Here is a 26,641-nt window from a genome sequence, read left to right as displayed (position 1 = left end):
AATCCACTTGGTTGACTTTCACTGTAGGGCATTGTTAATTAACAGTATCAAGCCAATCACGACCAAGAAACCGAATACCACCTTGGCAAAAAGTTCTCGCTTAATCCGGCGATTAGTGATATTTCCTAGCCAAATGGCTAATCCGATAACAGGCAGCGACACTCCAAATAGCCACAAAACTTCAGCCGTCCATAGCCCTGAAAGACCGTGTCCCGCCAGAATCAGGAAGTTTGTGCAAAAGAAATAGCCTTGCAATGTCAATTGAAACTCTTCGGGTTGCCACCGCTTCAACGTGCCATAGATCGCGATCACTAAACCACTGGTGTTATATGCACCTCCTAAGATACCTGCGACAAACCCAAATAATCCGGCTGGGCGATCGCTCGTAATGACAGGCAACTGTAAGCCTAGCAACCCATAGGCACCATAACTCACCAACACGATTCCCAATACAATAATGGCTATTTGCTCAGGCACCAGTGTCAACAGCCCTAAACCGAACGGGATACCAAGCAGCGTTGCAATAATGAGTGGCAGTATTGCTCTGATTTGGAATTTGCCCCATTGCAGCACCAAAACACCAATGGAAATAGCCGTACCAACGAGAGCTATGAGTGGGGTGGCTGTTTGCAATCCGATCAGACCGCTGACTAATCCCATAGCAATCAAGGCATCGCCAAACCCGATCGCCGCTCGTACAAAGGTTGCCAGTCCAATAATAGCAACGACGGCTATCACGGTTGCATCTATATCAAGCATGATCACTCACGCCGCATCAGTGGCTTGTTCTACGGTTTTTGTCTCTCTCGCAAAAAAGCGTTTTGTCACGGCTTGTGTTGTGATGTGAGACAGCAAGCCCAACGGCCCTGCAAACAAACACAAAATCAATGAGTGAGCTGTCCACACACCTGTTTTTTGACCTTCCCAATAGATCCAGCGGCCCACAAACAAATCCGCTACCAGAAAGTGAATCCAACCCGTTGCCGTGACTCGTTCATCGGCAAACAAGCGGGCTAAGTCGGACAGTGTGGGATTTGAGAAAGACTGTGCGGTTTCTGGATCAACACTGTTGACAAACAGGTAGGCATACAATCCCGCTAATGCCACAAAGGGTAGATAAGACTCCATCACTTTGCGAGTCACGCCCCAATTCGGTAACAGAATCATCAGTGCCCAAAAGGGTAAGACAAAAATATTGGCACCGTCAAAGAGGAGATCGAGCGTCATAGCGGTTCATTCTGAGAATCGGTTCATCTAGCAGCATATAGCATTGGTCATCGATCCGCCTCACGATCTACCGAGCATAAGCTGCCCGTAAATGTCGGGATTGTCGGTTGCGGTATGACCTGCATCCGATGCCTCATTCTCTACAAAAATGGGTGGTTGTTTGAGGGCAATGACACTGGGAATTGAGCGATCGCCTTCTGGAATCAGCGTGTCCGGGATGATAAAGATCGCACCACCCTTACCCTGCCCCGGATTGGCTCCCGTTCCCCCGATCGCCACATTCTTCTCAAATCGGGTGTTGCTGAGGATAAGACGACCCGATCGCACAAAGATCGCCCCACCAAAGCCAGCACCCCCACCCCCCATTCCCAGGGTTCCGTCGCCACCGCCAAAGCCCCCGTTGCCGGAGGTTCCGACTTGTCCTGACGTGCCTGCTAAACCGCCATTGCCACCAAAACCACCGCTACCACCGCCTCCGCCAAACCCACCATTGCCCCCGTTACCGCCATTGCCACCATTGGCAGTCGCGATCGCATTGCCCCCATTGCCCCCATTCCCCGCGTTGCCGAACCCACCAAAGCCACCACCTCCGCCAAAGGCGATCGCTCCAATGCCCCCCTGATCCTCCCACTCGCCAAAGCTGCCAAAAATGCCAACGCCCCCGTTGCCACCATCGCCCCCGTTGCCGCCGTTCCCTCCCTCCGCTCCACCGTTGCCGCCGTTGCCGCCGTTACCCGCGTTGCCAAATCCACCAAAGCCACCGCCACCGCCAAAGGCGATCGTGCCAATGCCACCGATGCCGATGCCATTGACGCCTGCGATCGCCCCCCGATTTGCCCGAAACTTGTTGTGGTCACTCTCAATGGTGATTCCCTCTAAATCGGAGTTGAGCGTTGTCCCATCGGGTATGCTGGCTCCATTGACACTGACAATGGCACCTCGATTGACCTTCAAAAAGTTGTTGCTGCTAGCGATGAAGGGCAAGGCAACCGGAGAAGCAACGGTGGAAGAAGTCTCAGCGATAATCTGACTGCGAGATGTTCCATTTCCGCCGATCGCCCGATTATTCACAAAGCTGACATCGCTCAAAATCACATTTCCGCCATCCAGCAGCAATGCCCCTCCCATTCCGGCATTTCCCCCCGCACCCCGTTGTCCATCGCTTCCCTGAGCCAAGCCATCCTGAATGGTGAGCTTGTGAATTGCGACATCGCCTTCTATAATGGACAACACTCGATGAGCCTGGTTGCCGCTAATGCTGTCATCCCCATCGCCGACAATTGACAGGTTGCTGGTAATGCTGGGCAGGCTGCTGTGGAGGCTAATTGTGCCGCTCACCTGACTTAAATCAATCAGGTCATCCCCAGGGGTTTGATTGGCTTGAGCGATCGCCCATCGTAACGAACCCACTCCATCATTACCCGTGTGAGTCACATAAATCGGTTGCGATATGGCGTGAGGTGCAGATTCCATCATGCGAGCAGATGGGAAAAAGCTTCCAAACGCAAAGGGATATACGTTTGCAACAACGATGAAACTGATCAATAAACCAAAGATATGTTGAAACAACTGAAGTCTCTAACCTAACTCTAAATAGAAGACGAAATAGAAGATATCAATTGTCCTGAGAGATTTGATAGGAGTTTTGGGCGTTGCTGAATAGCGGGATGGCTTTCCTGATACAGGCGTGAGCGAGACGCTCACCCTCCTTTTAGGCAAATCATCTCAACCAGTGCGAGCATCTTGCTCGCGGCTCATTCATCCCCAAGATCAGCAACACCGAGTTTTGAGACTTACTCAACTTCTGTTGATTGCCATACCGTTCATTGGAACGATAGTTCTGTTGATTTGATTGGTTAGATTGTTGTGAATCAGGACGATCAGAGCTTTGTCGCAATCGAATAAAGTCCTCTCTGACCCAACCTTTGAGATGGGGAGCAGCTTCAAACTCAACTCGATTCCAGGTCAACCCTTCGTTACTACCAACCTGCTCTAACACGGTGACGCGATCGCCACTCATGCCATATCCCACACGACGTTTGCGTGTGTCAGGTCGAGGATACACATTAATTTGAGCATCTGGATCAGGCGCAATTAAGAGAGCCGATTGATGCATCGCTTGATTACTGAAACTGTCTGATGCAAGGGCAGATGGTGAAGACATGAATATGAGAAGTGAGGCGATCGCCAGAACTGCAACTCGCTGAAAAATGTGTTTAATGTTCATTGTTAATCGTTGCTACGAGTAATCGTAATTGTATGAGTGTGAGTAGACTCGCAGTGTATAGCAAGTCAATTTTGTTGCACAGTCACGAGGGTTACAGGCAACAGCGTAATCCGGTCTGGCGAATAGATTGCTTTTTAATTGCTGAGCTTTACTTGTAGTTCTTTATACAAAAAGTAATTCCTTCCAAACTATACCTTTGAGGATGCAAAATACAGAACATTTCTGCATCAGCCGTCCTAACCGTTACCCACACTTCAGCCATCATTTGTCCTGATTGGTTCTCACAGGACTCTGCTTCCAATCGCTACGCTTCCAATTACAGAAGGGATCTATAGGTATGCAACTCCAGTCGCAGAAGGACTTCACCCAATCTCCGATCTTTCTCATTGCTCCGTTTTTCTTCCTGGGAACAGCAATGGTGGTGATGAAGTTCGTCATCCCCAACACCACACCCCTGTTTTTGGCAGCGTTTCGGTTGCTCCCGGCAGGTGTCTTGATTTTGCTCGTCGCTGCCGTATTAAAGCTGCCACAGCCCAAAACCTGGCAGGCTTGGCTCTGGATCAGCATCTTTGCCCTGGTTGATGGAGCGATGTTCCAGGGCTTTTTAACCGAAGGGTTGGTTAACACCGGGGCAGGGTTGGGAGCCGTGCTGATTGATGCTCAACCGCTGGTCGTCGCCTTATTGTCACGGTTTTTGTTTAGTGAACTGATTGGATTGTGGGGTTGGTTAGGGTTGGCGATCGGCATGGCGGGGATCTGCCTCTGTGGTTTACCTGCCGATTGGATCTACGGTCTTCTACACAACATTGGCATCTCCCTACCGTTTGCGACACAGACCGTTTTACAAGCAGGAGAACAGGTGATTGAATCTCAACCGATTGTGGCATCGGGCTTCAATTGGCAAAACCTGCTCAACAGTGGTGAGTTTTTGATGCTATTAGCCGCTTTAGCAATGTCGTTTGGCACAATAATTGTGCGTTATGTCAAACAACACGCTGACCCAATCGTTGCTACCGGATGGCACATGATTTTGGGGGGTGTTCCACTGATGGTTCTGTCGTTTTTACAGGAGAACAACCAGATCACCCATTTAGACTCTGGATCATGGTTGGGGTTAGGCTACGCGACTATCTTTGGTACAGCCATTACCTACGGCATATTCTTCTATCTGGCGGCTGTTGGTAACATCACAAGTGTTAGTGCCCTGATTTTTCTCACACCCGTTTTTGCGTTGCTCTTTAGTGGGTTTTTGTTGGGTGAACAGTTGACTGAACTGCAATGGATTGGAGTCGTGTTTACGTTGATTAGTGTCTATTTGGTGAATCAACGAGAGCAAATTGCCAGGATGGTTGCAGGCAAATCTTCAGGTATGGTAAGTGAGATGAACGTATCAGAGCCGGAAGCTTAAATTCACTGACCCCTTTTAACCTTGATTGTCATGACCCATGCAACTCCATCTTCCAAAACGTTGAGAGCCATTCGTGGCTCTTTTCTGGATTTCACGGACGACCCATTCTACGTTCCTGAGTCAGAAAGTGTCCGTTACGTTGCTGATGGGTTGCTGGTTCTAGAAGATGGCAAAGTCAAGGACTTTGGGGATTACAACACCCTGCAACCAAAGTATACCGATTTAGAGATCACGTCCTATCCCGGACGCTTAATTGTGCCTGGGTTTATCGATACTCATATTCATTTCCCGCAAACGGAAATGATCGCTGCCTACGGTGAGCAACTGCTGGAGTGGTTATCTCAGTACACATTTCCCACGGAGGGCAAGTTCAAAGATAAGGACTATGCCCAGAAAGTTGCGTCTTTTTTTCTAGATGAACTGCTGAAGAACGGTACAACCACTGCACTGGTTTTTGCAGCGGTATTTCCCCAATCTGCGGATGCGTTTTTTGAAGAGGCATATCGGCGCAACCTGCGAATGATTGCGGGTAAAGTCATGATGGATCGGAATGCACCCGATTTCCTGATGGACACCGCCGATTCGTCCTATCACGATAGCAAAGCTCTGATCGAGAAATGGCACAAAAAAGGACGACTCCTGTATGCCGTCACACCTCGATTTGCCGTCACCTCGACTGATGCTCAGTTGCAGATGGCGGGTAAGTTGTTGCAAGAGTTTCCCGATGTCTATCTGCACACTCACTTGTCGGAAAATGTCGATGAAGTGGAGCTTGTTGCCAAACTATTTCCTGATAGCAACGGTTATCTGGATGTGTATGACCAGGCAGGGCTAGTAGGCAAGCGATCGGTTTTTGCTCATGGTGTGCAACTCACCGATGCAGAGTTTGAGCGGCTTTCAGAAACTGGGGCAGCGATCGCCTTTTGTCCCACATCCAACCTATTTTTGGGCAGTGGCTTGTTTAAGCTGACCAAAGCCAAATCAGACCAGTATCCCGTCCACATTGGTCTGGGCACAGATATCGGAGCCGGAACCAGCTTTTCTCTGTTAGTCACAGCCCACGTCGCCTACAAGGTGGTGCAACTCCAGCGACAGCGATTATCTCCTTTTAGAGCTATGTTTCTCGCCACGCTGGGCGGCGCAAGAGCTTTGTATTTGGATGACATTCTCGGCAATTTTGAGCCTGGTAAAGAGGCAGATTTTGTGGTGCTGGATGCGCAGGCAACCCCGTTGATGGCATTCCGCAACCCCCGTTCAGTGGCAACTTCCCTGGAGGAGTTAGCCGATCAGGTGTTTAGCCTGATTGTGATGGGGGACGATCGCGCCGTTCACGCAACTTACATCATGGGCGAATTGGCATATACAAAAGAGGGCGATCGCTAGCGTGCCGTATTAGAATCAAAAGCACTAGAGGTTGCTAGTTCAGTTCAATAGGTCGTGATGAAAGAAGTCAGCAGTACAGGATTCAAGTCGATTTCTCGTCCGATAGCAGTTACGCTACCACAAGAGGCGATCGCTCTGCTCTAACAACACTGAAAGATACAAAGGGGACTGATTAAAATCAGTGTTAGACACGCGATCGCTGTAGCAGGTGAAGCACGAACAACAACACGACAGCCCCAATAAATGCAACAAAAATCGTGCCAGCTAACCCTGCAAACGGAGTCGCTAACCCAAGCTGCTGAAAGAGCCACCCGCCAACAAACGCACCAACAATTCCTACAACAATGTCGCCAAGGAGACCATAACCAACGCCCCCAGCAACAACACTAGCCAACAGACCTGCAATCAATCCAACAATCAACCAAGTGAGCAAATCCATACAACACCTCAGATGAAAGTATTGCGAGCTTGATTTAGTCAGTCTAGATAAATGCAGGCGATCGCTCATCTGCCTCTGGTATTTAATTTGTTACTCAAAGGATAGAAGTGTGATCTGCGAGACTTGGAGCTATAAATTGGGTTCAATCCCAGCGGCTCGCAGTTGAGCAGCTAGTCGTTCTGCGCGTTGACGCTCTTCTTCTGCGCGTTGTCGTTCCTGGTCTACCCTCTCCGTACCCCACAACAGCAAGTTACCCTGCTCATCCCACCAGCGCAACCAATAGCCCTGGCGGTTTTCGCGAGTTCCCTTCCAAACGCCCAAGAAAAGCTGCATCTCTGGTATCCAGAAGCGGCTTTGTTCGTTGACAGGCTCTAACTTATAGCGTTTGGTTTCACTTAACCGATACAGTTCCAAAGCTCCGGTTTCTGGCTCAAAGATGCCATAGTTAGGAATTTGCAGGATCTGTTCGTAGAAGAAGAACTTGCCCGGTGGGTAGGTTTCTTTGACCGAGTATTCTGTACCGTCAGTGTCGGAAAGGAATTCCAGGGCGATCGCTGGAATCTCCCCTTGAAGTCGAGGGGTGTAGCTGCGAAATACCTCTGCTCTGGAAACCGTGATGTTGGGGATGAATGCCCAATCTGGAGCTTTGACGACGATCTTGCCATTTACAGTAGCGCAGATGCCATAGTTGGTCGGAGTCAGGGCAGTTTCAGGTAATTTTTCGGCAAGTTGCAAGCTTTCGGTTAAAGCGGCAGCAAGAGCAGGTTGGTTGATGTTATCCACGGGATCATCAGGCAACACAAAATCATCGGGTAACTTTTCCCAAGCAACAGTGTAGGTGGGAGAGGTGGTTAACATGATGATTTGTCAGGAATACATTCGTTCTTTTAAATCTACCGCAACTGTGTTGGAGAAGTTTTGAATTTTGAGTTTTGAGTGAGTCGTCAATGGTCAACCGTCAATAGTTAATGGTCAATGGTCAATCGTTTACCTCCGACCTTTCACGTCTTCACTCTTCTATCTTCTTCACCCGATTTCCTGCTCCCTACCTCCTACTCCCCAGCGAGTGCAGCGGGCAGCGGACGTTTTTCTCCCAATCCATAGCCACGTTGGGCGATCGCTTCTTCTAACCGTTTGACGCGATTACGAGAGGCAGGGTGAGTTGAGAGAAACTCGATATTGAGGTCGGGCTGTTGGCTCAACTCTGCAAAGAAGTCGGTGGCTCCGGCAGCATGTCCATAGGTGGCATGGAGCAAATCTAAACCAACGCTATCGGCGCGATATTCCTGGTTTTGAGAAAAGCGGGCATCACTGAGAGCCGTCACCCCGGAGAGGGCGATCGATTGGAGGGAGCCAATATCACCAAAGAAGGTTGCCAGTGCCAGTTGCAGCACCAGCCCCCGTCCCAATGCCCGCAGGTGGTCGCGGTTGGTGAAGTGCCCCAACTCATGCCCCAACACCATCATCAACTCATTCTCAGACTCCATCTTGTCGAGTAGACCCTTGTAGATGATGATGCGATCGCCCGGAATTGCCAGTGCATTCACCGTCGAGTCTGGAACATAAAACACCTGATAGTCGCGGTTTTGTCGCTGCTCAGCAGGCAGATGGGTTTCCAGGCGATCGAGTAATTGGTTCAGCGTGTCTTGCGCTGGAGACGGTTGCGCCAATCGCTCAAAACTCGGCACGGTCAACACACCCAACTGTCGCTCGACACCAGGAGGAATGATCCAAACCAAGCCATTGACCAGCGCATTAAACAGCCAGAAGACAGCGACGATAATGGCAACGAGAATGCCTAATAACACAAGGTATTGGCGTTTTTGGGGTGGGCGATCGCGATCGCTGTAACTCGCTGTTCCGGGGGGCAGTTCGATTGGCATAGTCTACTTCGACTAGTTACTCTTAACAGGGCGGAAGGGATTGATGAAGTTGATAAAGGAACCCAACTGTCGCGATTGAATCCACAGTTTCCCGGTACCGCTAAACCGACACACCAAACCTTCACCTCCAAAGATACTGGTTCTCAGGTTTCTGAAGGACAACCCTCCTAACACCTCAACCTTGTAGTTTAGCGTGTCCTCAAAAGCGACGATGTAGCCCGTATCTACCACATATTCGCCGGATACGGGAATTTCCAGAATCGCCCCAAAAGAGCTAAACCAGATATCCCCTTTGCCCGTAGCTTTGAGCAAAAACAGCGATTCACCGCTGAAGAAGCCCTTAAAGCCTTGAAACTTGGTATCCATCTCGACGGAAGGACTGGCTGCCACAAACCCAGAGGACTGCACCATCAGGCTGTTGCCATTCAGGTAATAGTGTTGGATATCGCCAGGAACCCCTGGGGAGACGTACAACTCTCCGGGTTTGCCTTCAGCGGTGAATTCGCTCATAAATAGGGATTCGCCGCCTAACATGCGCCCCAACCCCTTCATCAAACCGCCGCGAACCTTGGATTTCATCTTAATCCAGGCATCCATTGCTGCCATCGCACCTGACTCAACTAAGACCGTTTGGTTTGCTTTAAGTTGGAGTTGCAGCGATGCATAAGCGGGTGAATGTTCGATCGTATATGCAATTTCTGACATAGTTTTAACGAAATAACGTGTGAGAGAAGTGCTAATCAGGAGATTTGTGGTTAGTGGTCAGTGGTCAATGGTCAGTGGTCAATAGTCAATGGTCAGTGGTCAATGGTCAGTGGTCAATGGTCAATAGTCAATGGTCAGTGGTCAATGGTGAATAGCGGTGGCCGGGGTGACAGTTAACGATTGACGATTAACAATTGACGATTGACAGTTGACGATTGACGATAACGATTGACGATTAACAATTGACAGTTGACGATTGCCCCTATCGAGGCGGCAACTTGCTGCCCACTAAGCGACCAAACGCGCCTGGGTTGTGGGTCTGGCAGAAAAGACGACCTTTGCCCTGGAATTTGCAGACAAAGCCCTCTCCACCCAGGAATGCACCAAGCCAGCTTGTCCCGGGTTTGGTGATAGTGAAGCTGAGTTGCTTTTCAAATGCGACGATGTGACCCGTATCGACGATATATTCACCATCGACCTGCACTTCGTAAATGCTGCCAAAGGCACTGAGCAGAACCAAGCCCGAACCACTGGCGGTGAGCCAGAAGATGGATTCTCCAGAGAAGATGGATTTGATGCCCTGGAAGCCCAGATCGATATCGACTCCGGGTGTGCAGGCCAGATAGCCTGTCGCCTGAATCACCAAATCCGTACCAGAGAGTTGATAGGGCAGGATGTCCCCCATTAGCTTCGGTGCGAGGTAAATTTCTGCGGGGGATGACCCAGAGCGAAACGAACTGAGGAAAAGGGATTCACCCGCTAACATCCGTTTGAGTCCACCCAGGACTCCGCCACCTTTGCCCTGACGTAGCGTCGTGTTGACCTCCATATGGCTACTCATAGCTACCATTGCGCCTGCCTGGGCAATGAGTTCTTCCATCGGAGCCATGTCAATCTTGGCGATCGCACTGTCCGGTTGATGCAAAATATCAAGTTTCATTCAAATGACTCCCATCTACACCTTGGAGCGTAAAAATCGAACCAATCCATCGACACTGCGAGATTGGAGGTAAATCGTACCTTTTCCAGTCAAACGGTTCACCAAACCCTCACCCGACGTGACAGAGCCAACCAGTCCACCTGCCATGCGGATATTCATCTTTAAGCCCGGTTCGTAAGCCACAAGATGTCCCGTATCGACCACATATTCGTCATTGACCTGGCGTTGGGTCAATCCCCCGTAGCCTCCTAAAAAGACCAAGCCATTGCCACTGAGTTTCAACTTAAATAAGCCTTCTCCAGAAAACCAACTGGAAAATCCTGCCCACTCAACTCCCATTTGGATCCCAGGGGTATGCGCGATGTAAGCCCCCGGTTGCAAGCAAATGGCGTTACCTTTTAACTCGATCATGCCCACATCCCCGACAGTGGATTGGGTCAGAACCAGTTGTAGCGGTTGCTGCGTGTTGTTCGAGAAAGTGTTGACGAATAACGACTCTCCACCCAGGAATGCCTTGAGCAACCCCGGAATTAGCCCACCCGAAAACTCGGTTTTCAGCGACAGTTGAGCCGACATGCTTGCCATCGCTCCCGCTTCAGTAGTGATGCGATCGCCCGGATTTAGCGTCAAAAAGACTGTGGCAAACGCGGGTTTATACCGAATTTCATATTTCACACATCTACCTCAAGACCAGAATTATAAATACTCTACAAATCTGGCAGGTGTTTTACCGGAATCTGGCATTTCTAAAGGAATGTATGGATCTTTTAGCAAAACGTAAAAGTGATGGGAGTAGAGAGTGGGGAGTAAGGGGGTGAGGGAGTAGGATGATGGAAGTAGGATTGGTGGAATTGGATTCTCCAGTGCGATCGCCTCAATCACTCTCGTTGTCCCTCCAAATCCCCGCTCCTGGTGAAATAACACACTTATTCTGAGAAGATACTTCAGCAACTGGGGACTTTGTGGTTTCCTCTTAGCCTTCATCCTTTGGCCTTCCCTCTTCTCTCTTCTTTTTTCCCTCTTCTCTCTTCCCTCTTCCCCTATGCCTCAACCGCGTAAACAATTTGGTCAACATTGGCTCCGCAGTGACACGGCATTGCGGCAAATTGTCGCGGCAGCAGAGTTACAACCGAGCGATCGCCTCCTGGAAATTGGCCCTGGGACGGGCATCTTGACACGACAGTTGTTACCGTTGGCAGCGGCAGTGGTGGCAGTAGAAATCGATCGCGATTTGTGCAAGCAGTTGGTTAAGTCGTTGGGCGATCGCCCCAATTTTTTGTTGTTGCAGGGGGACATTCTGAGCCTGGATTTGTCGCAGCACCTTGAGCCATTTCCTGCCTTTCAAAATCCCAACAAGGTGGTTGCCAATATCCCCTACAACATTACGGGACCGATTCTGGAACTGCTGCTGGGGGCGATCGCGGCTCCCAACCCCAATCCCTTTGACAGCATTGTGTTGCTGATCCAGAAGGAAGTCGCGGATCGTCTGTGTGCTAAGCCCGGTTCCAAAACCTTCGGGGCATTGTCAGTGCGAGTGCAATATCTGGCAAGTTGTGAATGGATTTGCCACGTTCCGGCAAAAGCCTTTTATCCACCACCCAAGGTTGATTCGGCAGTGGTGCGGCTCAGACCTCGCCCGATCGCCACTCCAGCCACGAATCCCCGCAAGCTCGATACGCTGGTGAAGCTGGGGTTTGCCACAAAGCGCAAGATGCTGCGAAATAACTTGAAGTCGGTGGTCGATCGCGATCGCCTCACGGCTTTATTGGAGCAACTGCATCTCGATCCTCAGGTTCGTGCTGAAGACATTGGGGTTGAGCAGTGGGTTGCCCTCAGCAATCTACTCCTTGAGGATGTTGAAGCTGTAGCAGTTGCCCCCACAGTGGAGTAAGCTTAGGGTCTGATTTGTTGTGCAGTGAACCTCATCATGCAAGCGTATTCCCTCATTGCTCCCGCCAAAATTAATTTGTATTTAGAGATCATTGGCGATCGCCCCGATGGTTATCACGAGTTAGCAATGGTGCTGCAAAGCGTTGCCCTGGCAGATCACATCACCGTACGAGCCAATGGCACAGAGAGAATTCAGGTTCATTGCAACCACTCAGAGGTACCTGCGGATCAAACCAACTTGGCCTACAAAGCCGTTGCCCTGATGGCAAACCAGTTCCCCGATGCCTTCAGCCAATTCGGCGGTGTTGAGGTCACGATCGACAAATCGATCCCCGTAGGAGCAGGACTGGCAGGCGGTTCGACAAACGCAGCGGCGGTACTCGTTGGGGTCAACCTGATGTGGGGATTGGGGTTAACGCAAGTTGAGATTCAAGAGTTGGGAGCCAAACTAGGGTCAGATGTACCGTTTTGTGTGGCAGGAGGAACGGCGATCGCTACAGGACGAGGGGAAAAGCTCTCTCCCTTACCCAGCCTGGATTCGTTGCATGTCGTTCTGGCAAAATATCGTAGCCTTTCCGTATCCACTGTTTGGGCATACAAGACCTATCGCAACCAATTCAGCAGTTCCTACATTTCAGATGACGCTGGTTTAGAAGAACGCCGACAGCGAGTCCATTCTGGTGCAATTGTGGGAGCGATCGCACAGCATGATGGAGGGGCGATCGGCAAACTGTTGCACAACGATTTAGAGAAAGTTGTTCTTCCAGAATATCCCAAAGTCACACAGCTGCGTGAAACCCTACAACTGTTCAATAGTTTGGGTGTGATGATGTCGGGGTCGGGTCCTACGGTGTTTGCCCTGGCAGAGTCACAAGCCCAGGCGGAAGCCATTTCTAGCCAACTGAGAGCCGCATTACCCGATCCAGACTTAGAGATCTGGGCAACCAAACTGATTGCTAACGGCATTCAACTCGCTCATTAAAATCCACATCTCATTAAACTGCTATGACATCTGTTGTTGTGAATCTAAATCCACCATTTGAGTTAACAGATGAAGCCTTTGAGAAACTTTGTTAGAGCAATCCTGACACTAAATTTGAGCGAACGGTTTTAACCGCCGAAATCCTTTTCCTGAATTCACGTTAATTTATGCAATATCAGGGTTTCAAAAGTTTTGTCAGGTACTCAGCTATTTATCACTCAGTAACGTGATAAGCAGTAATTGCAATCATCCCATCAGCACTGTAAATGGCTTCAATGCGTCTAAAAGCTTTATGAGTCCACCAAGTTTTAATCCGATTGCCTTTTGCAGGTGCTGTACCGATTTAGGTGTAGCCCGCTTCAATTAAAAGTGCTTCAAACTCTAATTTTGGTAACGTTTTCACTGTAATTTGGGGAATGCCATCTAACTTGTGCTTATCAAGGGTCATAACTATCTTGATAAGTACTAAAGATGCGATAGCCTGGTAAAACTAAAGCAACTCCAGCAAAACTATGAATTGTTCCTGGATAGCTATCCTCTGCTAGGCTACCGCCTAAACAAACCCTTAAAGAACCAAGCCAAATGTAAAATCCGGGAATAAGCGCATCAAGGCTATAGGCGATCGCTTTTAGCTTAGGATCAACCTGTTGCGTTTTCTCAAAGCCCAGCTTACGCCACTTCACCATAAAACGATTCCAATAAGGTGCTCAAAACAGGAAAATGGTTCTTAGAACTTAACATAGTTAGCTTTGTAGGTCATTAGGAGATTTAACTAACTTGAAATAGGCACTAAACTACAAACTGTTGTAGTCGTTGCCAGCAGGGTAAGAAGTAATTCGCCAACACATCGTCCACATCCCAAAAGTCAGCATAACTGTCACTGGAACAATAACTGCTAACAAATACGAGCAGCAGATCTTGAAATGGCAGATCGGGATTAGCGTTGACGATGGGATCGGTATACAGTTCACTCACGGCATTCTGGAGGTAAAGCAAATTACTCACTGCCTGAGTAAAGATGCCAATCTCACCTGTCATTGTGGGCAAATAGGTGTTGTTGTACTCCTCCAAAAAGATTTGATATAACCGCACGATCGCCTGTTTTAAGCTTGTCCGAAATTCAAGTGAATGCGTTGGATAGTTATCTTCTGTCCATTCTGCCAAAAGTTCTGTTTCTAAGAGTGAATCCTTCAGAACAGAGAACTCCATTTCCAACAACGGCTTCAACACTTGTAGAAACAGAATATCAATATCATTGAGACTCAAATCCAACTTAGTCGGTTCTGTTTTAAATAGAGATGAACTTGGTAATTGATCAGATAATTCTGTGTGTTTCCAGATGAATTTAAACTCTGCGATATCCGCTAACATTTCACCAATCAAGTGAGTAAAGAGAAGTCCTAATCGTTGTTGCACTTCTCCATGAAAGAACAGATACGATCGCTCCTCATCTACACTAATTTGCTCTCCCTCAATTATAAATAACTCTCGACAAGTCAACGGCCCCTCAGGTGTATAGGCAGTTTCAGCAGCTCGTAGGGGTTTGTGGCAATCCGCCAGGATGGTGTAATCCCGCTCGAACTGCGTCAGCATAAATTGCCAGTGATGTCCCCAAATGTCGTGCATCAAAAAAGCTTCTGCTTTTTGAGTGGGGATAATGCTGACCGATCGCACCAGAGCTTGAATCACAAGTGAAGTGGGAACTCCGATTTGTTGAGCAAGGCGATCGCACCACTCCTGATTGATGATCGTTGGATCACAGGCTCCAAAGATGGGAAATCGACGGAATTTTTCAAAGCTGAACTCGCCCAACGATTGCAAAAACCCCTGTAACTGAGTGCGATCGCTCTCTGTAAAGCTATACCAGCCAATGCAGTCATGATGCCCATTTGGGTCTTGTTGATACAACTTGCCATCCTGATAGTTAAGGCAGAAGTAAATCTGCATATCGGTGTAAACACAGTCGATCACCTCTGGTGGAATGGGAATCGCTCCAAATAATTTCTGAAATAAAGTAACGACTTGATCCGGAGCAGCAGTAACTCCAGCCGAGCTAAACCCGGCCTCAGCCAACACCGCTGCGATGATCTGTCGTTGGCGATCGATCTGGATATCGACCTGAGTTAGCAGATCTGTCAATTCTGTTTGAATGTCCGATTGAAGGTCGAAGTAACGACACAGAGAGGTAATTGCATCAGAAGTAACCCACTTTGTGGGAACCGGATCGGGGCAATACTGACTCAACGTAGGAGAAGCAAGGGTTCCCTGCCAGGTACATCCCCCGACCTGTTGATAGCGAGTGACGAGCAACACGGCTTTGACGAACGCCTGCCGCACCTCCAGTGGCATCTCGACTGGAGCGAGTGATTTCCGTTGAATCGGATGGGCAAACGCCTTGAGAGCTTTTTGCAACTGGCGCAATCGGTCTTGACGACGCTCGACCCAATCGGGATCAACCGCTTCTGGACGATTCAACAAATAGCGAGAAAGCTGTAATGCTTCGGCTAGCAGACGTTGGCGTTGTTCGTCGGAGGTGGGTGCAGGCATAGGGGGAGGGAGTGGGGAGTGGAGAATGGGGAGTAGGGAGTTGAGGTAGATGTCAATGGTCAATGGTCAATGGTTAATGGTTGATAGTGCGATAGTGCTGTGTGCTGTGTGAGTCAGATGTCAATGGTCAATGGTCAATGGTTAATGGTTGATAGTGCTGAGTTGAGGTAGATGTTAATGGTCAATGGGCAATGGGCAATGGTTAATGGTTGATGGTCAATGGTTGATTGTGCGGTAGTGCTGTGTGCTGTGTGAGTCAGATGTCAATGGTTAATGGTCAATGGTCAATGGTTGGTAGTGCTGAGTTGAGGTAGATGTCAATGGTCAATGGTCAATGGTCAATGGTCAATGGTCAATGGTCAATGGTTGGTAGTGCTGAGTTGAGGTAGATGTTAATGGTCAATGGTCAATGGTTGATTGTGCGGTAGTGCTGAATATTGTGTACTGAGTGAGGCAGTAGAAAGGACTGGAGCATTCAATCACTCACAATTAACTGATAACTATTGACTATTGACTACTAACTATTGACTATTGACTATTACCCCTGCTTATAACTAATTAATTCTGACTAAACGAATCTCAGTGCGCTGATTACGGCTATCGGTTGGATTCACCCCAGGTAGTGGCTCGTTAAATCCTTTGCCCTCCGGCAGGATGTTGTGTTGCACCCCACGACCGCGAAAGTAATTGGCAACCACCTGTGCCCGTTGGCGACTCAAGGTTTGGTTAAAGGTCGCTGACCCTGTGCGCGACGTATGCCCAATCACCCGTACGGCAACGGTTTGAGCGTTGAACTCTTTAATTTCATTGGCAAGCTGATCCAGCGTTTGCCGACCTTCTGCCGTCAGTTGAGAGGAACCTGTGCCAAAGCCAACCTGTCCTCGCACCTGTAAGTTGCCGATGTTGGGTGCAGCTTGAATTTGGCTAGCTTGGAGGGTGGGAGGCACACTTACAGCACGTTCTCGTCCCGCGAGGCGATCGGCAAGTTCGGGATTATCCGCCCGCACCAGATCGATCAAAGCCTGGGTATTGCTTGCAGCCTGAGCAATAAACTGATCGGTGTATAGCTCATTGGATTGTGGTACGTCTTGCAAGCGTCCGGCTAACACCAACACGGCAGCAGTCGAACCAATCCGTCGCTCCAGGGTGCCGTCTTTGAGCCAGGTCTGTGCTTCAGTGGCGGTGAAGAACTCAATTCCCTGAATCACCGCAGCAGCATCGTTTGGGGATAGGTTGCCGTCCTGGGCGATCTGCGCCTGTAGCTGAGACGAGTCACGCACATTAGTGTCGATGCGGCGATAGTATGCCTCCAGCAGGTCAGAGATGAGTTCTGGACGAGACTGCATGAGTTGGTCGGAGGCAACGAGTACATCCACGATCGCCCCAGGAGCATCTTTGCTCGACAGCACCACCGTGTAGCCCTGTTGCTGTGCCTGAGTGACATAGGGTTCCCAAATCACAGCGATCGCAATGTTCTGATCCGGGTTCTGCATCAATGCCCAGGCTTCTGATGCATCAGCAACACGGATAATATCAAAGTCAGCCAGGTTGAAGGCATCAAATTTAGTATCTAAGACCAATGCCAGGTATTCACTGGGGGTATCTCCGGCAAAGGCAATCCCAACCCGTCGCCCCTGGGCTTTTTCTTGTTGCACCAGTTGGCTCAAATCCAGCAGTGACTTCAGGTTGGGATAGCGTTTGGTGTTCAGCACAACCGCATCTGCACCTGCTGTTCGGTCAATCAAGCCAACGATTTTACCTTGGGGGCGTTGCTGCAAAAACTGGTCGAGCGTGGTCAACACTAGATCTGCTCGTCCCTGGCTCAGTCGCTCTGCCCGGATTCTCTGGTCAAACTCATCCTCATAGCGGAGGGTGACACCTGCCTCATTTAACGCTTGCTGAAACTCGCTGTTGCGAAAGGTGCTGTAGCCGCTGAAGGTGTCTCCCAACAGCGTTAACTCGGTTGAGCGTTCCCCAAACAGTCCACCATTCGATTGCTGCGGTTGCCCAGTGAGGATAGGCATTAACCCCGGTGAGGTTTTGCTTAACAACCAAACACTACCAGCAATCAGACCAACGGTGATACCCAACGACAGAATTAAGGCAGGGGCGTTACGCTTGCTCATGGAGGTATGCCAACCAAAATCTTTTTGAGAAACTACAGGAGAGTTTATTCTGTTTTCGGACTATTTGGTATGAATCAGTATTCCCAAACTCTAAAGTTTCCGAGCTGATCTACGATTAAATGAAGGAACAACAACTGAACGAGTTGATTTGGTAATGTTAGTGGTCAATGGTTAATCGTCAATGGTCAATGGTCATTGGTTAATGGTTAATGGTTAATGGTTAATGGTTAATCGTCAATGGTTAATCGTCAATGGTTAATGGTTACTTGCTACTGACTACTGACTACTGACTACTGACCCTTGTACCCGTTGTTGAATTTTTGTTCCCTTGAAATCTGAGTTGTGTCATGACGAACCCCACCCCCCAACCCTCTCAAGACAGCACCTACGTTCCCCCGACTCCGCTGCGCTGCTTTGTTGGTGCGTCGATTTCAGGGGCGATCGCCACGGCTCTTTATTTCCTGACGATTTCTATTGCTACAACTTTTGCCAACAAACCCTTGCCATCAGGTAACGCCACGGCTCTCAACATTGCCGTTGCTGTGCGTACCCTGGTTGTAGGGATGAGTACGCTGGGTACGGCAATTTTTGCGATCGCCACGTTGGGGTTGGTTGCGCTGGGGATTCAACTGCTGTTTAAGCCAAGTCAGGCAGAGTGAGGGGATGAAGGATGAGGGATGAGGGATGAAGGATGAGGGATGAGGGATGAAGGATAAAGGATGAAGGATGAGGGATAAAGGATGAAGGATAAAGGATAAAGGATAAAGGATAAAGGATAAGGGATGAAGGATGAGGGATGAGGGATGAAGGATGAAGGATCAAAGATAAAAGATAAGAAAAAGCAGCAGTTTAGATCCCCGGTTTCCTGTTGAGCGTCTTTGAGGTGGCTTGAGTTGTATGGCTAGAAACCGGGGATATGACCCTCGCTAATGTTGCAGAAACGCTTGCTTGAAGGGATGTTCAACTGTGATGGAATTCGTCCCTTCAGGGTTTGTCTCATTGCCTTCAACCCAGGCTTGCTGGACGGTTGCGCCATGCAACTGCACAGTGACTCGGTGATACGGGAAGGTAAATTCTCCCTCATGCTGCCAAAATAGCTCGATACCGTGCTCATGCCGTTGAATCTGAAAGCGATCGACCCGATGATCGCCGTAACCATCACCTGCATCGGTATACATGACAGCCTCACTGGTTCCATGAGTTGGAGGATAAATATGCAACGTCAGGTGGTTGCTATCCTCCATCGGTAACAAACTACCCGCTTTGACAAACAAAGGCATTTGCTCTAACGGGGAGGCGATGTCTTGAGTGGTGCCGCCGTCGATCAGGGTATCATCCCAGAAGTTATACCACTGCCCTTTGGGGAAGGTGACAGAGCGCGATGCGAAGCAGTTCTCCCCTTGGGGAGATCGCCCCCCTTCAACCGTCACCGGACACACCATCAGGGCATCCCCCAGCAAAAAGGCATCGTCTAACGCCCACAGGGTTTCATCATCGGGATCAGCCCAAAAGACTGGACGCACTGGAGGATGACCTGTTTGAGTTGCCTCCCACGACAGCGTGTAGAAGTAGGGCAACAGGCGATAGCGCAGCTTCAAGAATTGGCGAATGATGCTGAGGGTCGGTTCCCCATAGGTTAACGGCGTACGGTGCTCAACGTTGTTAGAGGAGTGAGTACGGCAAAACGTTAGGAAACTCGACATCTGGAACCAGCGCAAATACAGTTCGGCACTGGGGTTACCCTGAAACCCACCAATATCAGGACCACTATAGGGAATGCCGGACAAGCCCAACCCCATTACCGTAGACATGGTTTGACGCAACGCTGCCCAGGTGCATTCGATATCGCCCGTCCATGTCCAGGCGTAGCGTTGTAGCCCTGCCCAACCCGCCCGCGAAATGATGAAGGGGCGACGATGGGGTCGATATTCACACAAACTCTCATAGGCGGCTTTGGCTTGCAACATACCGTAGACGTTGTGTGCCTCTAGGTGGTCGCCACCGCGTCCCTCCATAAAGTGTCGCGTTACCTTCGGCAGAGAGCGATCGCCCCACAAAATAAACGCCGCAGGTTCATTCATATCGTGCCAAAAGCCCGCTACGCCGACATCCAGCAAATATTGGTATTGCCGACTCCACCAATGCCGCACAACGGGATTGGTGAAATCGGGAAAGACACACCAACCAGGCCATACGGGACCAGAGAGCAACTCACCGTTAGGCAGTTTGCAAAATGCATCCAACACCTGACCTTCTAGAAACAGGTTGCTTTTGCGACTGTATTTGATTCCAGGGTTGAGAATCGTGATGAACTGTACCCCATGAACTGCCAGTTCTTGAATGAAGCTTTGCAACTTTGGAAAGCGTTTGGGATCAATGGTGAAGGCTCGAAATCCCACCTGCACATCGATATCCAGGTGAATCGCACTCAACGGCAGATCATTCGCTTCAAAGTCCTGGTACGTTTTCCGAAGGGATTGCTCGTTGTTGTAACCCCACTTCGATTGGTGATAGCCCAATGCCCAACGCGGAGGAAGAGGCGATCGCCCCGTTAACTCAGTGTATCGCTCGACTAAATGTGGGACTGTGCCTGTCGTGAAGTAATACCGTAGCGCACCCCCCTCAAATGCAGCAGTTGAAACCTCTGCGTCGAACGTGAATCGGGAGTCAAACGAGTTTTCGTAGAAAACGAGATACTTGCCTTGCTGGTGAAAGCCCAAATAAACCGGAACACTGAGATACAGGGGGTCTGCACCAGGACCAAACATCCCTGCTGCGTCATAGTTCCACATACGGAAGGTCTTGGGCTGATCCGTCATTTCGCCCTTCTCGGTTAACTCTCTTGCCAACCGTAAGTTCAGCGGCATGATGCGCTCACCCAAGCCGTAGATGTGTTCTTCAGGGCGCAATTTAGCTTGATGTGTCCAACCATTTCCAGGTTTCTGAGGCGGCAGTTCTTCCCGCAGAACTTTTCCATCGGCATCACTGAAGGTGAGGTAACCCTCGTCGTTCACTGAGATTGTGAGTCCACTGACGCCTTCGTGGATGCTAGAAACGCTCCACCCCTGCTCCGTTTGCTCCAGAGTTGTCGCGACTGCATCCCACTCAGACCGGGCGATCGCATAGGGAATCGGCAACAACCCTGGTCGCCAATCAATCCGCACCAAATCAGGCGTTAGAAACGTGGCTTCCAACTCAGCATTTTCAAAATAGAACTGGGCACCTCGCTCAGTTGCTTCGGCACTTAACAGTTTTCCAGGTTTATCCAGCGTTTCAATCGGAAACGGAGTTTTTTTAGTCTCCCGTTCAACGCGATCGCGTCGCCGAGAATAGACCCAACCATAGGGAGCATAGGTTAAGTAGAAGAGGCTACCTGTAAAAAACTTCCACCGCAGCGACAACCGTTTTAAGAGACTCATAGTAGTAAGCCAGATATTGGTTAACAGGGAGTTTGTTGAGTATGTAAGACCGTTCCTAAAGCAGTACCGCTGTTCGTTTAACTGAGTGCCGTTCTGCTAAATCAATGCTGAAGCAGAAGCTTGAGTCAAAAGCGAAATCAAACATTTCTTTTTTCACGTTTTTATCGCCTAAAAATCATCAATCCAGGGTTGGATTTAAGTCGTTATGGAGAAAATGAGTACACTAAATCCCCACTGAGAAGTACCTTTTAGAGGATGAGAAAATTTCCAGAAAGAATAGCCGTTTTATTTTGTAGTTGGTTTGACAAAAGCTTCTATCAATGTACAGATACCGAGACATTAGCAAGTTTCTAAAGTGATCAATACGACACATAGGAGCGTTACTCATGTCAGATGAGCCAAAATTAGAAGAACAGGCGATCGCTCAAATGGTTGAAACCCAACTGTCTAATCAAATTAAAGCTGTAGACGAGATTGCAGTTGAGGTTCACACCGATTTATTGCAAGCTGTTCAAGGAGAAGTTGAGTCCACATCCATTAAAGGCAAAGGATTAGTGGTACAGGAGGGCATTCGCCTCAAAGAAATTGAAGTTCACACCGATCGCGTTGGGGTTCATCCCATTAGTTTGTTATTTGGGCAGATCAAACTCAAACAACCGATGGATTCTACAGTTCGTGTTGTTCTGACTGAAGCTGATTTGAATCACGCCGCAAATTCAGACTTGTTCATGCAAAATTTGCCGGATCTCATGCTGGAGGTACAGGGCAAGCCCGTTCGTTTAACGTTGCAATCCCCCGTAACTCTCCGTTTGCCTACTGATGATCGGCTACAAGTGGAGGGTCATGTTTTGCTCCATCAAAACGAGTGTGAAGCAGTGCTCTGCTTTAAAGTCACAATGGCTCCTCGTTTGCATGAGCAACTGTTGTTAGACGAGTTTTGCTGCACCTCAGGACAAGCTATTTCATTAGATTTAGCGATCGCGTTGCTGCAATGGATTAATGAACAGATCAAAGTTCCCTATATTCAGCTATCGGGAGTCGATTGTCAGGTTACAGATTTGCAGATCCGCTCAGGACAGCTAGAAATGACGGCAGAAGCCCAGGTTCGGCATATGCCCGATGGATCAGATTGAGCATCAGCCTGATATGAATTCTCTAGCGAGAAGCAAGCTGCCCAACCAAGTCAATCTGGTCAGGCGCGGATGCTCGCATCACAACTGCTGCTCCAGATTGAGGAATGATGTTGCTGATGGCAGTAATGTTCACCTGATGAGTCACCATGATCGTCACACCTACCGTATCTCGATTGCTTAAGATAAATTGACGAAGTTGCTCGGTTTGGGAGCGTTCGATGCTGCGATCCTGAAAGAAGGAGTTGAGAACGGGAAACGGCTCGACGGCTCCCAGATTCATGAGGCGTGCCGTTTCTAAACAGCGACACCACTGGCTGGAGAGCACCCTTGAAACAGGAATATTCCGTTGCCGCAACATTTCACCCAGACGCATCGCTTGCTGCCGACCTTCTGCTGATAGGTTTCGCTGCGTTGAACAATCCTCCAACCGGAAATTGGAGGGATCACCTGTCCCCGGTGCAAGAGCATGACGGAACAGAATGACGTAGCCTCTACCCTGCCGTAATTGTGACCAAATTTCTGCCTCAGACAGTTCTGCTTCAGACAAAGTTGCAGGAGAGGTTTCTGCCTCTAGCGGTGAAGCACTGACCGATGGTGTCGGAGGAGAAACGACCGGACTGGAGGGAGATGGAACTTCGGGATCTACTGCGGGAGAGCCTGCACAGCCACTCAACAATAAGGGGGCGATCGCGAATAAAGCCGAGATCCATGCCAGACATAACTGCTGCATAGAAGAACTGTTATGAACTACCTCTTATTGATTTAGCACTAACTCTCCTTCACTCGCTACATCCTGCACTAACAAGCGATATTGACGTTACCGCAAGATCGTTTGGTGGGCACCCTCTACCCCGATCGCCTGAGGAGCACGAACCGTCAAATCCAGAGACTCCGCAGCAACAACGAGCCAGGGAGACGTTAACCCCAAACTGGCAAATGGACTCGTAGATGGTACGTGTAACTCCGCTCCTACCACAGCAAAGTTAGCAGAGGCTTTGGCATCAAACAATAACACCTGATCCACCAGGGTACTTAACGCCTGTCCTGCGATCGGTTGCCGCCACAATGGAAGCTGCCAATCGGAGCGAAAGGTATAGAGTAAGCGATCGCCCTGTTGCACTTTGCAATAGCGACGTTGACCCTGTTCCCAGGTGAATTGAGCCAGTTCTTTGGGAAGCCCCCAAATTTCGCGTCCACCTGCAACAGAATCTGGATTATCCACATAAATATGCGAAACCCAGATTCCAGTCTTACCGGCGTAACTAACCAATCCTGAAACTACAATCAGTTCGCTATATTCCAGACTAGAACCATTGATATAGGAAGACAGATAAATACCACCCAGTGTGTGATTAGGTATTACTGAGACAATTTCAAATTGATCGGGTATCAGAAGTCGAGCTTGATCATTGCGTATCAGTTGAACAGTTTGATAGGCATAGCCTCTCAGTGACCAGGGAGCAGATGGGTAGGACATGTTGCAATTCTCACTTAAATTTGATTTAGAGTTCTTACCAATCTCAATTATCACAAAATTATTTTCATTAGGTAATAAATCGATCTAATTAAAAAGCTTTCAAATAAATATATACAATACTTCTTGATTAACTTTATTTTGTCAACAAATTATCTTAATTTTGTCTTTCCTGTGACGATGGAAGTTGTCACTCATAAGGAAGATGAGGCTTAACAAACAATTGTCTACTGTAAATATAACGCTTGTATTACAGTGATTAGAAGAGGAGAATCTTCATGGCACTTTATAAACTCAGAGATTTCAATCCCGACTACAGAAACTACTTTGACAACCAGGATATTTTGTCCTTTGATTTGTACAATGGCAGTGACAAAATTGGTTCCATTGATGAACTTTTGGTAGATGATGAAGGACGTTTTCGTTATTTCGTGATCAACACCGGTGTTTGGGTGTTTGGTAAGAAAGTCCTGCTACCCATCGGCCAATCTCGCATCTCCTACAGCGATCGCCGTGTCTACGTTGATAGCTTGACTCGTGAGCAAGTTGAACAACTGCCTGAGTTCAACAACGACATGTTGATTGACTATGACTACGAAGAGAACGTTCGTGGTGTTTATCGTCGTCCTTCAACTGCCACCACTGAAGATGCAAACTACAGCACCAATGTAGAATCTACTGGTGCTGTAGATACTTCCAGCACCATGGCAGCATCCGCTGGAACTGTAGATACCTCTGCAAGCATGGCAACTCCTGGTATTTACGACCGCGATACCTACGACTATAATCGCGACGCCGCCTTGTACAACATGAACGACCGCGACCACCAGAATCTCAGACTGTTTGAGGAGCGGTTGATCGCTAACAAAACTCGTCAAAAAACTGGCGAAGTTACCGTTGGTAAGCATGTTGAGACTCAACGCGCTAATGTTGAAGTCCCCGTTGACAAAGAGCGTGTTGTCATCGAGCGTGGCAGCGTGACGGATATGGGTAGACCCGTGGCACCCGGTGAAGCAACCTTTGCAGAAGGTGAAGTTGCTCGCATGGAAGTGTATGAAGAAGTGCCCGACATCCGTAAAGAAGCGTTTGTCCGTGAGGAAGTCACCGTTAGAAAAGAAGTGGATCACGATCGCGCTGTTGCTGAAGATGAGATCCGTCGTGAGGAATTGGATGTCCACACTGAAGGTCGTCCCGTTGTAAACAAGCGACCTGAAGATCGCATCTAACGATTTCTTGTGGCGATCGCCACCTCATTTAGGATGAAGAGGGTATAGAGGATATACTTTTCACCGGAGATCAATCCCTGCACCCCATCCTAGCCTGTAGTGGCTACGCCCATCATCAGGTTGTTCTGTAAGAGCAATTGCCTAACTCAAAACCCTCACTCCATTGTTCAGCTTTTGTCATGGAGTGAGGGTTATCTTGCAATTTAAAGTCGCTATAGCAACCGAAGGGTTGGTTAGGACGGGGTGCAGGGGTGGAACCCCTGCACCCCGAATTCCCACCCCTATTTACGACGAGTTGTACTTAGCAATGGGTGCATCTGACGCTTAGGGGAGTGGCAGTTAAAACCGCAGCTACCAGAACAAAACCTGCCTAAGCAGGTTCAAAACCTCAATCCGTGTAGTCAGACTTCAATCGGATAAGCACGAACTCAATTCACCAACCACAACTGAAGATCAGGAGTTTCAAAACTTTTGTCGATCAACCAGCGTTACAACAGTTTCACACTTTCACCAAACTACAGTTTTCTCAAACCAATCTGCATTTCTGGAGGAATGTATGACCCTTCTCAGACTCAATGAATTAGATCCTCAACATCGTAGAACTGTTCGGGGGAAAGATATTCGTCAATTTCAGATCTATTCAAATCACAATCAACCTATTGGCAACGTCAGCGATGCTTTGGTCGATAATGCAGGACAGTTTCACTACTTAATTGCTGATATCCACTCACCAAAAGCATCTCAACATGTACTCATTCCACTCCGACAAACACAGGTTGATTTACAAGGAGAATGCATTTATTTAAGTGGTTTAGATGCAACTCAAGTTGCAGAATTGCCCACCTATGATGTTAGAAATCAACACATTGTGGACTCAACCAGTACACAGCGATTCACTCAAACCCATAGTGATCTTCCTGTGACCGGATCTACAGTTTTGGTGCTTGAGGACTCCGCTCCATTAGAAACATCAATGGCTTTAGAATCTGTGACCCCCCTTGAGGCACAAGTGGTCAAGCTGGTGCGCCCTGCTACTACTACGGTTACTAGTCAGACAAGAACAGTTGGTGCTCCAGTCGCTCAAACTTCTGATGAACCTTCTATGGCTGCGGCAGTTCCTAGCCTGGAACAAATGAGCGTTCCTAAACAGGCTGCATCTGACCAATCATCTCTACGGACAACCTCGGATGTGTTGGATGAGCAGACTATCCGGTTATTAGAAGAACGGTTGTTTGTTGACCGTCAAAAGCGGAAAGTTGGAGAAGTCATTGTCCGCAAAACTATTGAAACGCAAATTGTTGAAATCCCAATTCGGCGTGAAAGGCTCATTGTTGAACAAGTGAGCCCAGAACACAAAGAACTTGCCTCAATTGACCTGTCCCATGGAGCGATGGATGACATTGAGTTGGTCAAAACGCTGCATTCAACCGGGCAAACAATGCCAGCAATGGCGGATGGTGGGCTATCAACCTCCGGCTCTAAGGTTATGAGCAGCGAGTTTTCGTCAGCTGAAGCAGCCATTGAGTTTTTGAGAGCGATCGCCACTCAACCTAACTCTCCAAAGCGGGTACAAATTCATCTCATGAGCGATGCTTAAGGAGTTTTGAATCAGCGATTTGAACAGCAACCTCA

25 protein-coding genes are annotated in these 26,641 nt (G+C 48.8%); 8 read left to right on the top strand and 17 right to left on the bottom strand.

From position 1 onward, the window contains the following. Positions 1-18: 18 nt before the first annotated feature. From H6G89_RS07840 to H6G89_RS07825, 4 genes are all read right to left on the bottom strand, one after another. A complete protein-coding gene (locus H6G89_RS07840; RefSeq protein ID WP_190504746.1) occupies positions 19-759 on the bottom strand; it encodes a sulfite exporter TauE/SafE family protein in 741 nt (246 codons plus the stop codon). 6 nt (positions 760-765) lie between these two features. After that, complete coding sequence (locus H6G89_RS07835) at positions 766-1,227, bottom strand: ABA4-like family protein (protein WP_190504745.1); 462 nt, start codon at positions 1,225-1,227, stop codon at positions 766-768. Positions 1,228-1,287: 60 nt separating this feature from the next. Beyond that, the gene (locus H6G89_RS07830; protein WP_190504744.1) at positions 1,288-2,796 is read right to left on the bottom strand and encodes a hypothetical protein; all 1,509 of its coding nucleotides are present in this window, start codon (positions 2,794-2,796) and stop codon (positions 1,288-1,290) included. A 151-nt stretch (positions 2,797-2,947) separates the two neighbouring features. Then, the gene (locus H6G89_RS07825) at positions 2,948-3,454 is read right to left on the bottom strand and encodes a hypothetical protein (protein WP_190504743.1); all 507 of its coding nucleotides are present in this window, start codon (positions 3,452-3,454) and stop codon (positions 2,948-2,950) included. Between the two features lie 337 nt (positions 3,455-3,791). Between H6G89_RS07825 and H6G89_RS07820 the strand changes: the two genes are divergently transcribed. Both H6G89_RS07820 and guaD read left to right on the top strand, forming a co-directional pair. After that, the gene (locus tag H6G89_RS07820) at positions 3,792-4,862 is read left to right on the top strand and encodes a DMT family transporter (protein ID WP_190504742.1); all 1,071 of its coding nucleotides are present in this window, start codon (positions 3,792-3,794) and stop codon (positions 4,860-4,862) included. Between the two features lie 30 nt (positions 4,863-4,892). After that, positions 4,893-6,245: a guanine deaminase gene (gene guaD / locus H6G89_RS07815; RefSeq protein ID WP_190504741.1), complete on the top strand. Its 1,353-nt coding sequence runs from the start codon at positions 4,893-4,895 to the stop codon at positions 6,243-6,245. Between the two features lie 184 nt (positions 6,246-6,429). Here guaD and H6G89_RS07810 read toward each other — a convergent pair whose 3' ends face one another. The 7 genes from H6G89_RS07810 to H6G89_RS07780 all read right to left on the bottom strand — a co-directional run bounded on the left by H6G89_RS07810 (position 6,430) and on the right by H6G89_RS07780 (position 11,136). Continuing rightward, on the bottom strand, positions 6,430-6,684 hold the full coding sequence (locus H6G89_RS07810; protein WP_190504740.1) for a GlsB/YeaQ/YmgE family stress response membrane protein: 255 nt from the start codon (positions 6,682-6,684) through the stop codon (positions 6,430-6,432). A 129-nt stretch (positions 6,685-6,813) separates the two neighbouring features. Then, positions 6,814-7,542, bottom strand: coding sequence for a Uma2 family endonuclease (locus tag H6G89_RS07805; protein ID WP_190504739.1), 729 nt, complete (start codon positions 7,540-7,542; stop codon positions 6,814-6,816). Between the two features lie 194 nt (positions 7,543-7,736). Further along, positions 7,737-8,567, bottom strand: a complete 831-nt coding sequence (locus H6G89_RS07800; RefSeq protein ID WP_190504738.1) for a M48 family metallopeptidase — start codon at positions 8,565-8,567, stop codon at positions 7,737-7,739. A gap of 12 nt (positions 8,568-8,579) precedes the next feature. Next, positions 8,580-9,272 carry a TIGR00266 family protein gene (locus H6G89_RS07795; RefSeq protein WP_190504737.1) on the bottom strand — a complete coding sequence of 231 codons (693 nt, stop codon included), beginning with the start codon at positions 9,270-9,272 and terminating at the stop codon, positions 8,580-8,582. A 262-nt stretch (positions 9,273-9,534) separates the two neighbouring features. Further along, a complete protein-coding gene (locus H6G89_RS07790; protein WP_190504736.1) occupies positions 9,535-10,212 on the bottom strand; it encodes a TIGR00266 family protein in 678 nt (225 codons plus the stop codon). A gap of 15 nt (positions 10,213-10,227) precedes the next feature. Further along, on the bottom strand, positions 10,228-10,887 hold the full coding sequence (locus H6G89_RS07785; RefSeq protein ID WP_190504735.1) for a TIGR00266 family protein: 660 nt from the start codon (positions 10,885-10,887) through the stop codon (positions 10,228-10,230). Between the two features lie 21 nt (positions 10,888-10,908). Then, positions 10,909-11,136, bottom strand: coding sequence for a hypothetical protein (locus H6G89_RS07780; RefSeq protein ID WP_190504734.1), 228 nt, complete (start codon positions 11,134-11,136; stop codon positions 10,909-10,911). Positions 11,137-11,254: 118 nt separating this feature from the next. Between H6G89_RS07780 and rsmA the strand changes: the two genes are divergently transcribed. Together rsmA and ispE are read left to right on the top strand one after the other, a co-directional pair. Further along, on the top strand, positions 11,255-12,103 hold the full coding sequence (gene rsmA / locus H6G89_RS07775; protein ID WP_190504733.1) for a 16S rRNA (adenine(1518)-N(6)/adenine(1519)-N(6))-dimethyltransferase RsmA: 849 nt from the start codon (positions 11,255-11,257) through the stop codon (positions 12,101-12,103). Between the two features lie 36 nt (positions 12,104-12,139). Then, positions 12,140-13,084, top strand: a complete 945-nt coding sequence (gene ispE / locus H6G89_RS07770; protein WP_190504732.1) for a 4-(cytidine 5'-diphospho)-2-C-methyl-D-erythritol kinase — start codon at positions 12,140-12,142, stop codon at positions 13,082-13,084. 437 nt (positions 13,085-13,521) lie between these two features. Here ispE and H6G89_RS07760 read toward each other — a convergent pair whose 3' ends face one another. From H6G89_RS07760 to H6G89_RS07750, 3 genes are all read right to left on the bottom strand, one after another. After that, positions 13,522-13,770, bottom strand: a complete 249-nt coding sequence (locus H6G89_RS07760; RefSeq protein ID WP_190504731.1) for a hypothetical protein — start codon at positions 13,768-13,770, stop codon at positions 13,522-13,524. A gap of 103 nt (positions 13,771-13,873) precedes the next feature. After that, complete coding sequence (locus tag H6G89_RS07755) at positions 13,874-15,631, bottom strand: hypothetical protein (RefSeq protein ID WP_190504730.1); 1,758 nt, start codon at positions 15,629-15,631, stop codon at positions 13,874-13,876. A 554-nt stretch (positions 15,632-16,185) separates the two neighbouring features. After that, positions 16,186-17,757, bottom strand: coding sequence for a phosphate ABC transporter substrate-binding/OmpA family protein (locus H6G89_RS07750; RefSeq protein ID WP_190504729.1), 1,572 nt, complete (start codon positions 17,755-17,757; stop codon positions 16,186-16,188). A gap of 347 nt (positions 17,758-18,104) precedes the next feature. Between H6G89_RS07750 and H6G89_RS07745 the strand changes: the two genes are divergently transcribed. Then, a complete protein-coding gene (locus tag H6G89_RS07745) occupies positions 18,105-18,416 on the top strand; it encodes a DUF3082 domain-containing protein (protein ID WP_190504728.1) in 312 nt (103 codons plus the stop codon). Positions 18,417-18,683: 267 nt separating this feature from the next. On the opposite strand, the gene H6G89_RS07740 is transcribed toward H6G89_RS07745, so the two are convergent. Continuing rightward, complete coding sequence (locus tag H6G89_RS07740) at positions 18,684-21,176, bottom strand: glycoside hydrolase family 31 protein (RefSeq protein WP_190504727.1); 2,493 nt, start codon at positions 21,174-21,176, stop codon at positions 18,684-18,686. 386 nt (positions 21,177-21,562) lie between these two features. Between H6G89_RS07740 and H6G89_RS07735 the strand changes: the two genes are divergently transcribed. Beyond that, positions 21,563-22,309 carry an LmeA family phospholipid-binding protein gene (locus H6G89_RS07735; protein WP_190504726.1) on the top strand — a complete coding sequence of 249 codons (747 nt, stop codon included), beginning with the start codon at positions 21,563-21,565 and terminating at the stop codon, positions 22,307-22,309. Positions 22,310-22,331: 22 nt separating this feature from the next. On the opposite strand, the gene H6G89_RS07730 is transcribed toward H6G89_RS07735, so the two are convergent. Further along, on the bottom strand, positions 22,332-23,039 hold the full coding sequence (locus H6G89_RS07730; protein ID WP_190504725.1) for a histidine phosphatase family protein: 708 nt from the start codon (positions 23,037-23,039) through the stop codon (positions 22,332-22,334). An 87-nt stretch (positions 23,040-23,126) separates the two neighbouring features. After that, positions 23,127-23,786 (bottom strand): acetoacetate decarboxylase family protein, encoded by a 660-nt coding sequence (locus tag H6G89_RS07725; RefSeq protein WP_190504724.1) that lies wholly within the window; start codon positions 23,784-23,786, stop codon positions 23,127-23,129. 275 nt (positions 23,787-24,061) lie between these two features. On the opposite strand from H6G89_RS07725, the gene H6G89_RS07720 reads away from it, so the two are divergent. Both H6G89_RS07720 and H6G89_RS07715 read left to right on the top strand, forming a co-directional pair. Further along, a complete protein-coding gene (locus H6G89_RS07720; protein WP_190504723.1) occupies positions 24,062-25,009 on the top strand; it encodes a DUF2382 domain-containing protein in 948 nt (315 codons plus the stop codon). A 556-nt stretch (positions 25,010-25,565) separates the two neighbouring features. Beyond that, the gene (locus H6G89_RS07715) at positions 25,566-26,606 is read left to right on the top strand and encodes a DUF2382 domain-containing protein (protein WP_190504722.1); all 1,041 of its coding nucleotides are present in this window, start codon (positions 25,566-25,568) and stop codon (positions 26,604-26,606) included. The last annotated feature ends 35 nt before the right edge of the window (positions 26,607-26,641 follow it).

The sequence above is a fragment of the Oscillatoria sp. FACHB-1407 genome, from assembly GCF_014697545.1.
In the GTDB taxonomy this organism is placed as follows: Bacteria; Cyanobacteriota; Cyanobacteriia; order Elainellales; family Elainellaceae; genus FACHB-1407.
Note: the sequence above shows the minus strand (reverse complement) of the source record. Positions and strands in the feature narration are given on the sequence as shown.

Coding starts and splice junctions, on each gene's coding strand:
- H6G89_RS07840 (WP_190504746.1), bottom strand. CDS start 759: ATGCTTGATATAGATGCAACCGTGATAGCCGTCGTTGCTATTATTGGA.
- H6G89_RS07835 (WP_190504745.1), bottom strand. CDS start 1,227: ATGACGCTCGATCTCCTCTTTGACGGTGCCAATATTTTTGTCTTACCC.
- H6G89_RS07825 (WP_190504743.1), bottom strand. CDS start 3,454: ATGAACATTAAACACATTTTTCAGCGAGTTGCAGTTCTGGCGATCGCC.
- H6G89_RS07820 (WP_190504742.1), top strand. CDS start 3,792: ATGCAACTCCAGTCGCAGAAGGACTTCACCCAATCTCCGATCTTTCTC.
- guaD (WP_190504741.1), top strand. CDS start 4,893: ATGACCCATGCAACTCCATCTTCCAAAACGTTGAGAGCCATTCGTGGC.
- H6G89_RS07810 (WP_190504740.1), bottom strand. CDS start 6,684: ATGGATTTGCTCACTTGGTTGATTGTTGGATTGATTGCAGGTCTGTTG.
- H6G89_RS07805 (WP_190504739.1), bottom strand. CDS start 7,542: ATGTTAACCACCTCTCCCACCTACACTGTTGCTTGGGAAAAGTTACCC.
- H6G89_RS07800 (WP_190504738.1), bottom strand. CDS start 8,567: ATGCCAATCGAACTGCCCCCCGGAACAGCGAGTTACAGCGATCGCGAT.
- H6G89_RS07795 (WP_190504737.1), bottom strand. CDS start 9,272: ATGTCAGAAATTGCATATACGATCGAACATTCACCCGCTTATGCATCG.
- H6G89_RS07790 (WP_190504736.1), bottom strand. CDS start 10,212: ATGAAACTTGATATTTTGCATCAACCGGACAGTGCGATCGCCAAGATT.
- rsmA (WP_190504733.1), top strand. CDS start 11,255: ATGCCTCAACCGCGTAAACAATTTGGTCAACATTGGCTCCGCAGTGAC.
- ispE (WP_190504732.1), top strand. CDS start 12,140: ATGCAAGCGTATTCCCTCATTGCTCCCGCCAAAATTAATTTGTATTTA.
- H6G89_RS07760 (WP_190504731.1), bottom strand. CDS start 13,770: ATGGTGAAGTGGCGTAAGCTGGGCTTTGAGAAAACGCAACAGGTTGAT.
- H6G89_RS07755 (WP_190504730.1), bottom strand. CDS start 15,631: ATGCCTGCACCCACCTCCGACGAACAACGCCAACGTCTGCTAGCCGAA.
- H6G89_RS07750 (WP_190504729.1), bottom strand. CDS start 17,757: ATGAGCAAGCGTAACGCCCCTGCCTTAATTCTGTCGTTGGGTATCACC.
- H6G89_RS07745 (WP_190504728.1), top strand. CDS start 18,105: ATGACGAACCCCACCCCCCAACCCTCTCAAGACAGCACCTACGTTCCC.
- H6G89_RS07740 (WP_190504727.1), bottom strand. CDS start 21,176: ATGAGTCTCTTAAAACGGTTGTCGCTGCGGTGGAAGTTTTTTACAGGT.
- H6G89_RS07735 (WP_190504726.1), top strand. CDS start 21,563: ATGTCAGATGAGCCAAAATTAGAAGAACAGGCGATCGCTCAAATGGTT.
- H6G89_RS07730 (WP_190504725.1), bottom strand. CDS start 23,039: ATGCAGCAGTTATGTCTGGCATGGATCTCGGCTTTATTCGCGATCGCC.
- H6G89_RS07725 (WP_190504724.1), bottom strand. CDS start 23,786: ATGTCCTACCCATCTGCTCCCTGGTCACTGAGAGGCTATGCCTATCAA.
- H6G89_RS07720 (WP_190504723.1), top strand. CDS start 24,062: ATGGCACTTTATAAACTCAGAGATTTCAATCCCGACTACAGAAACTAC.
- H6G89_RS07715 (WP_190504722.1), top strand. CDS start 25,566: ATGACCCTTCTCAGACTCAATGAATTAGATCCTCAACATCGTAGAACT.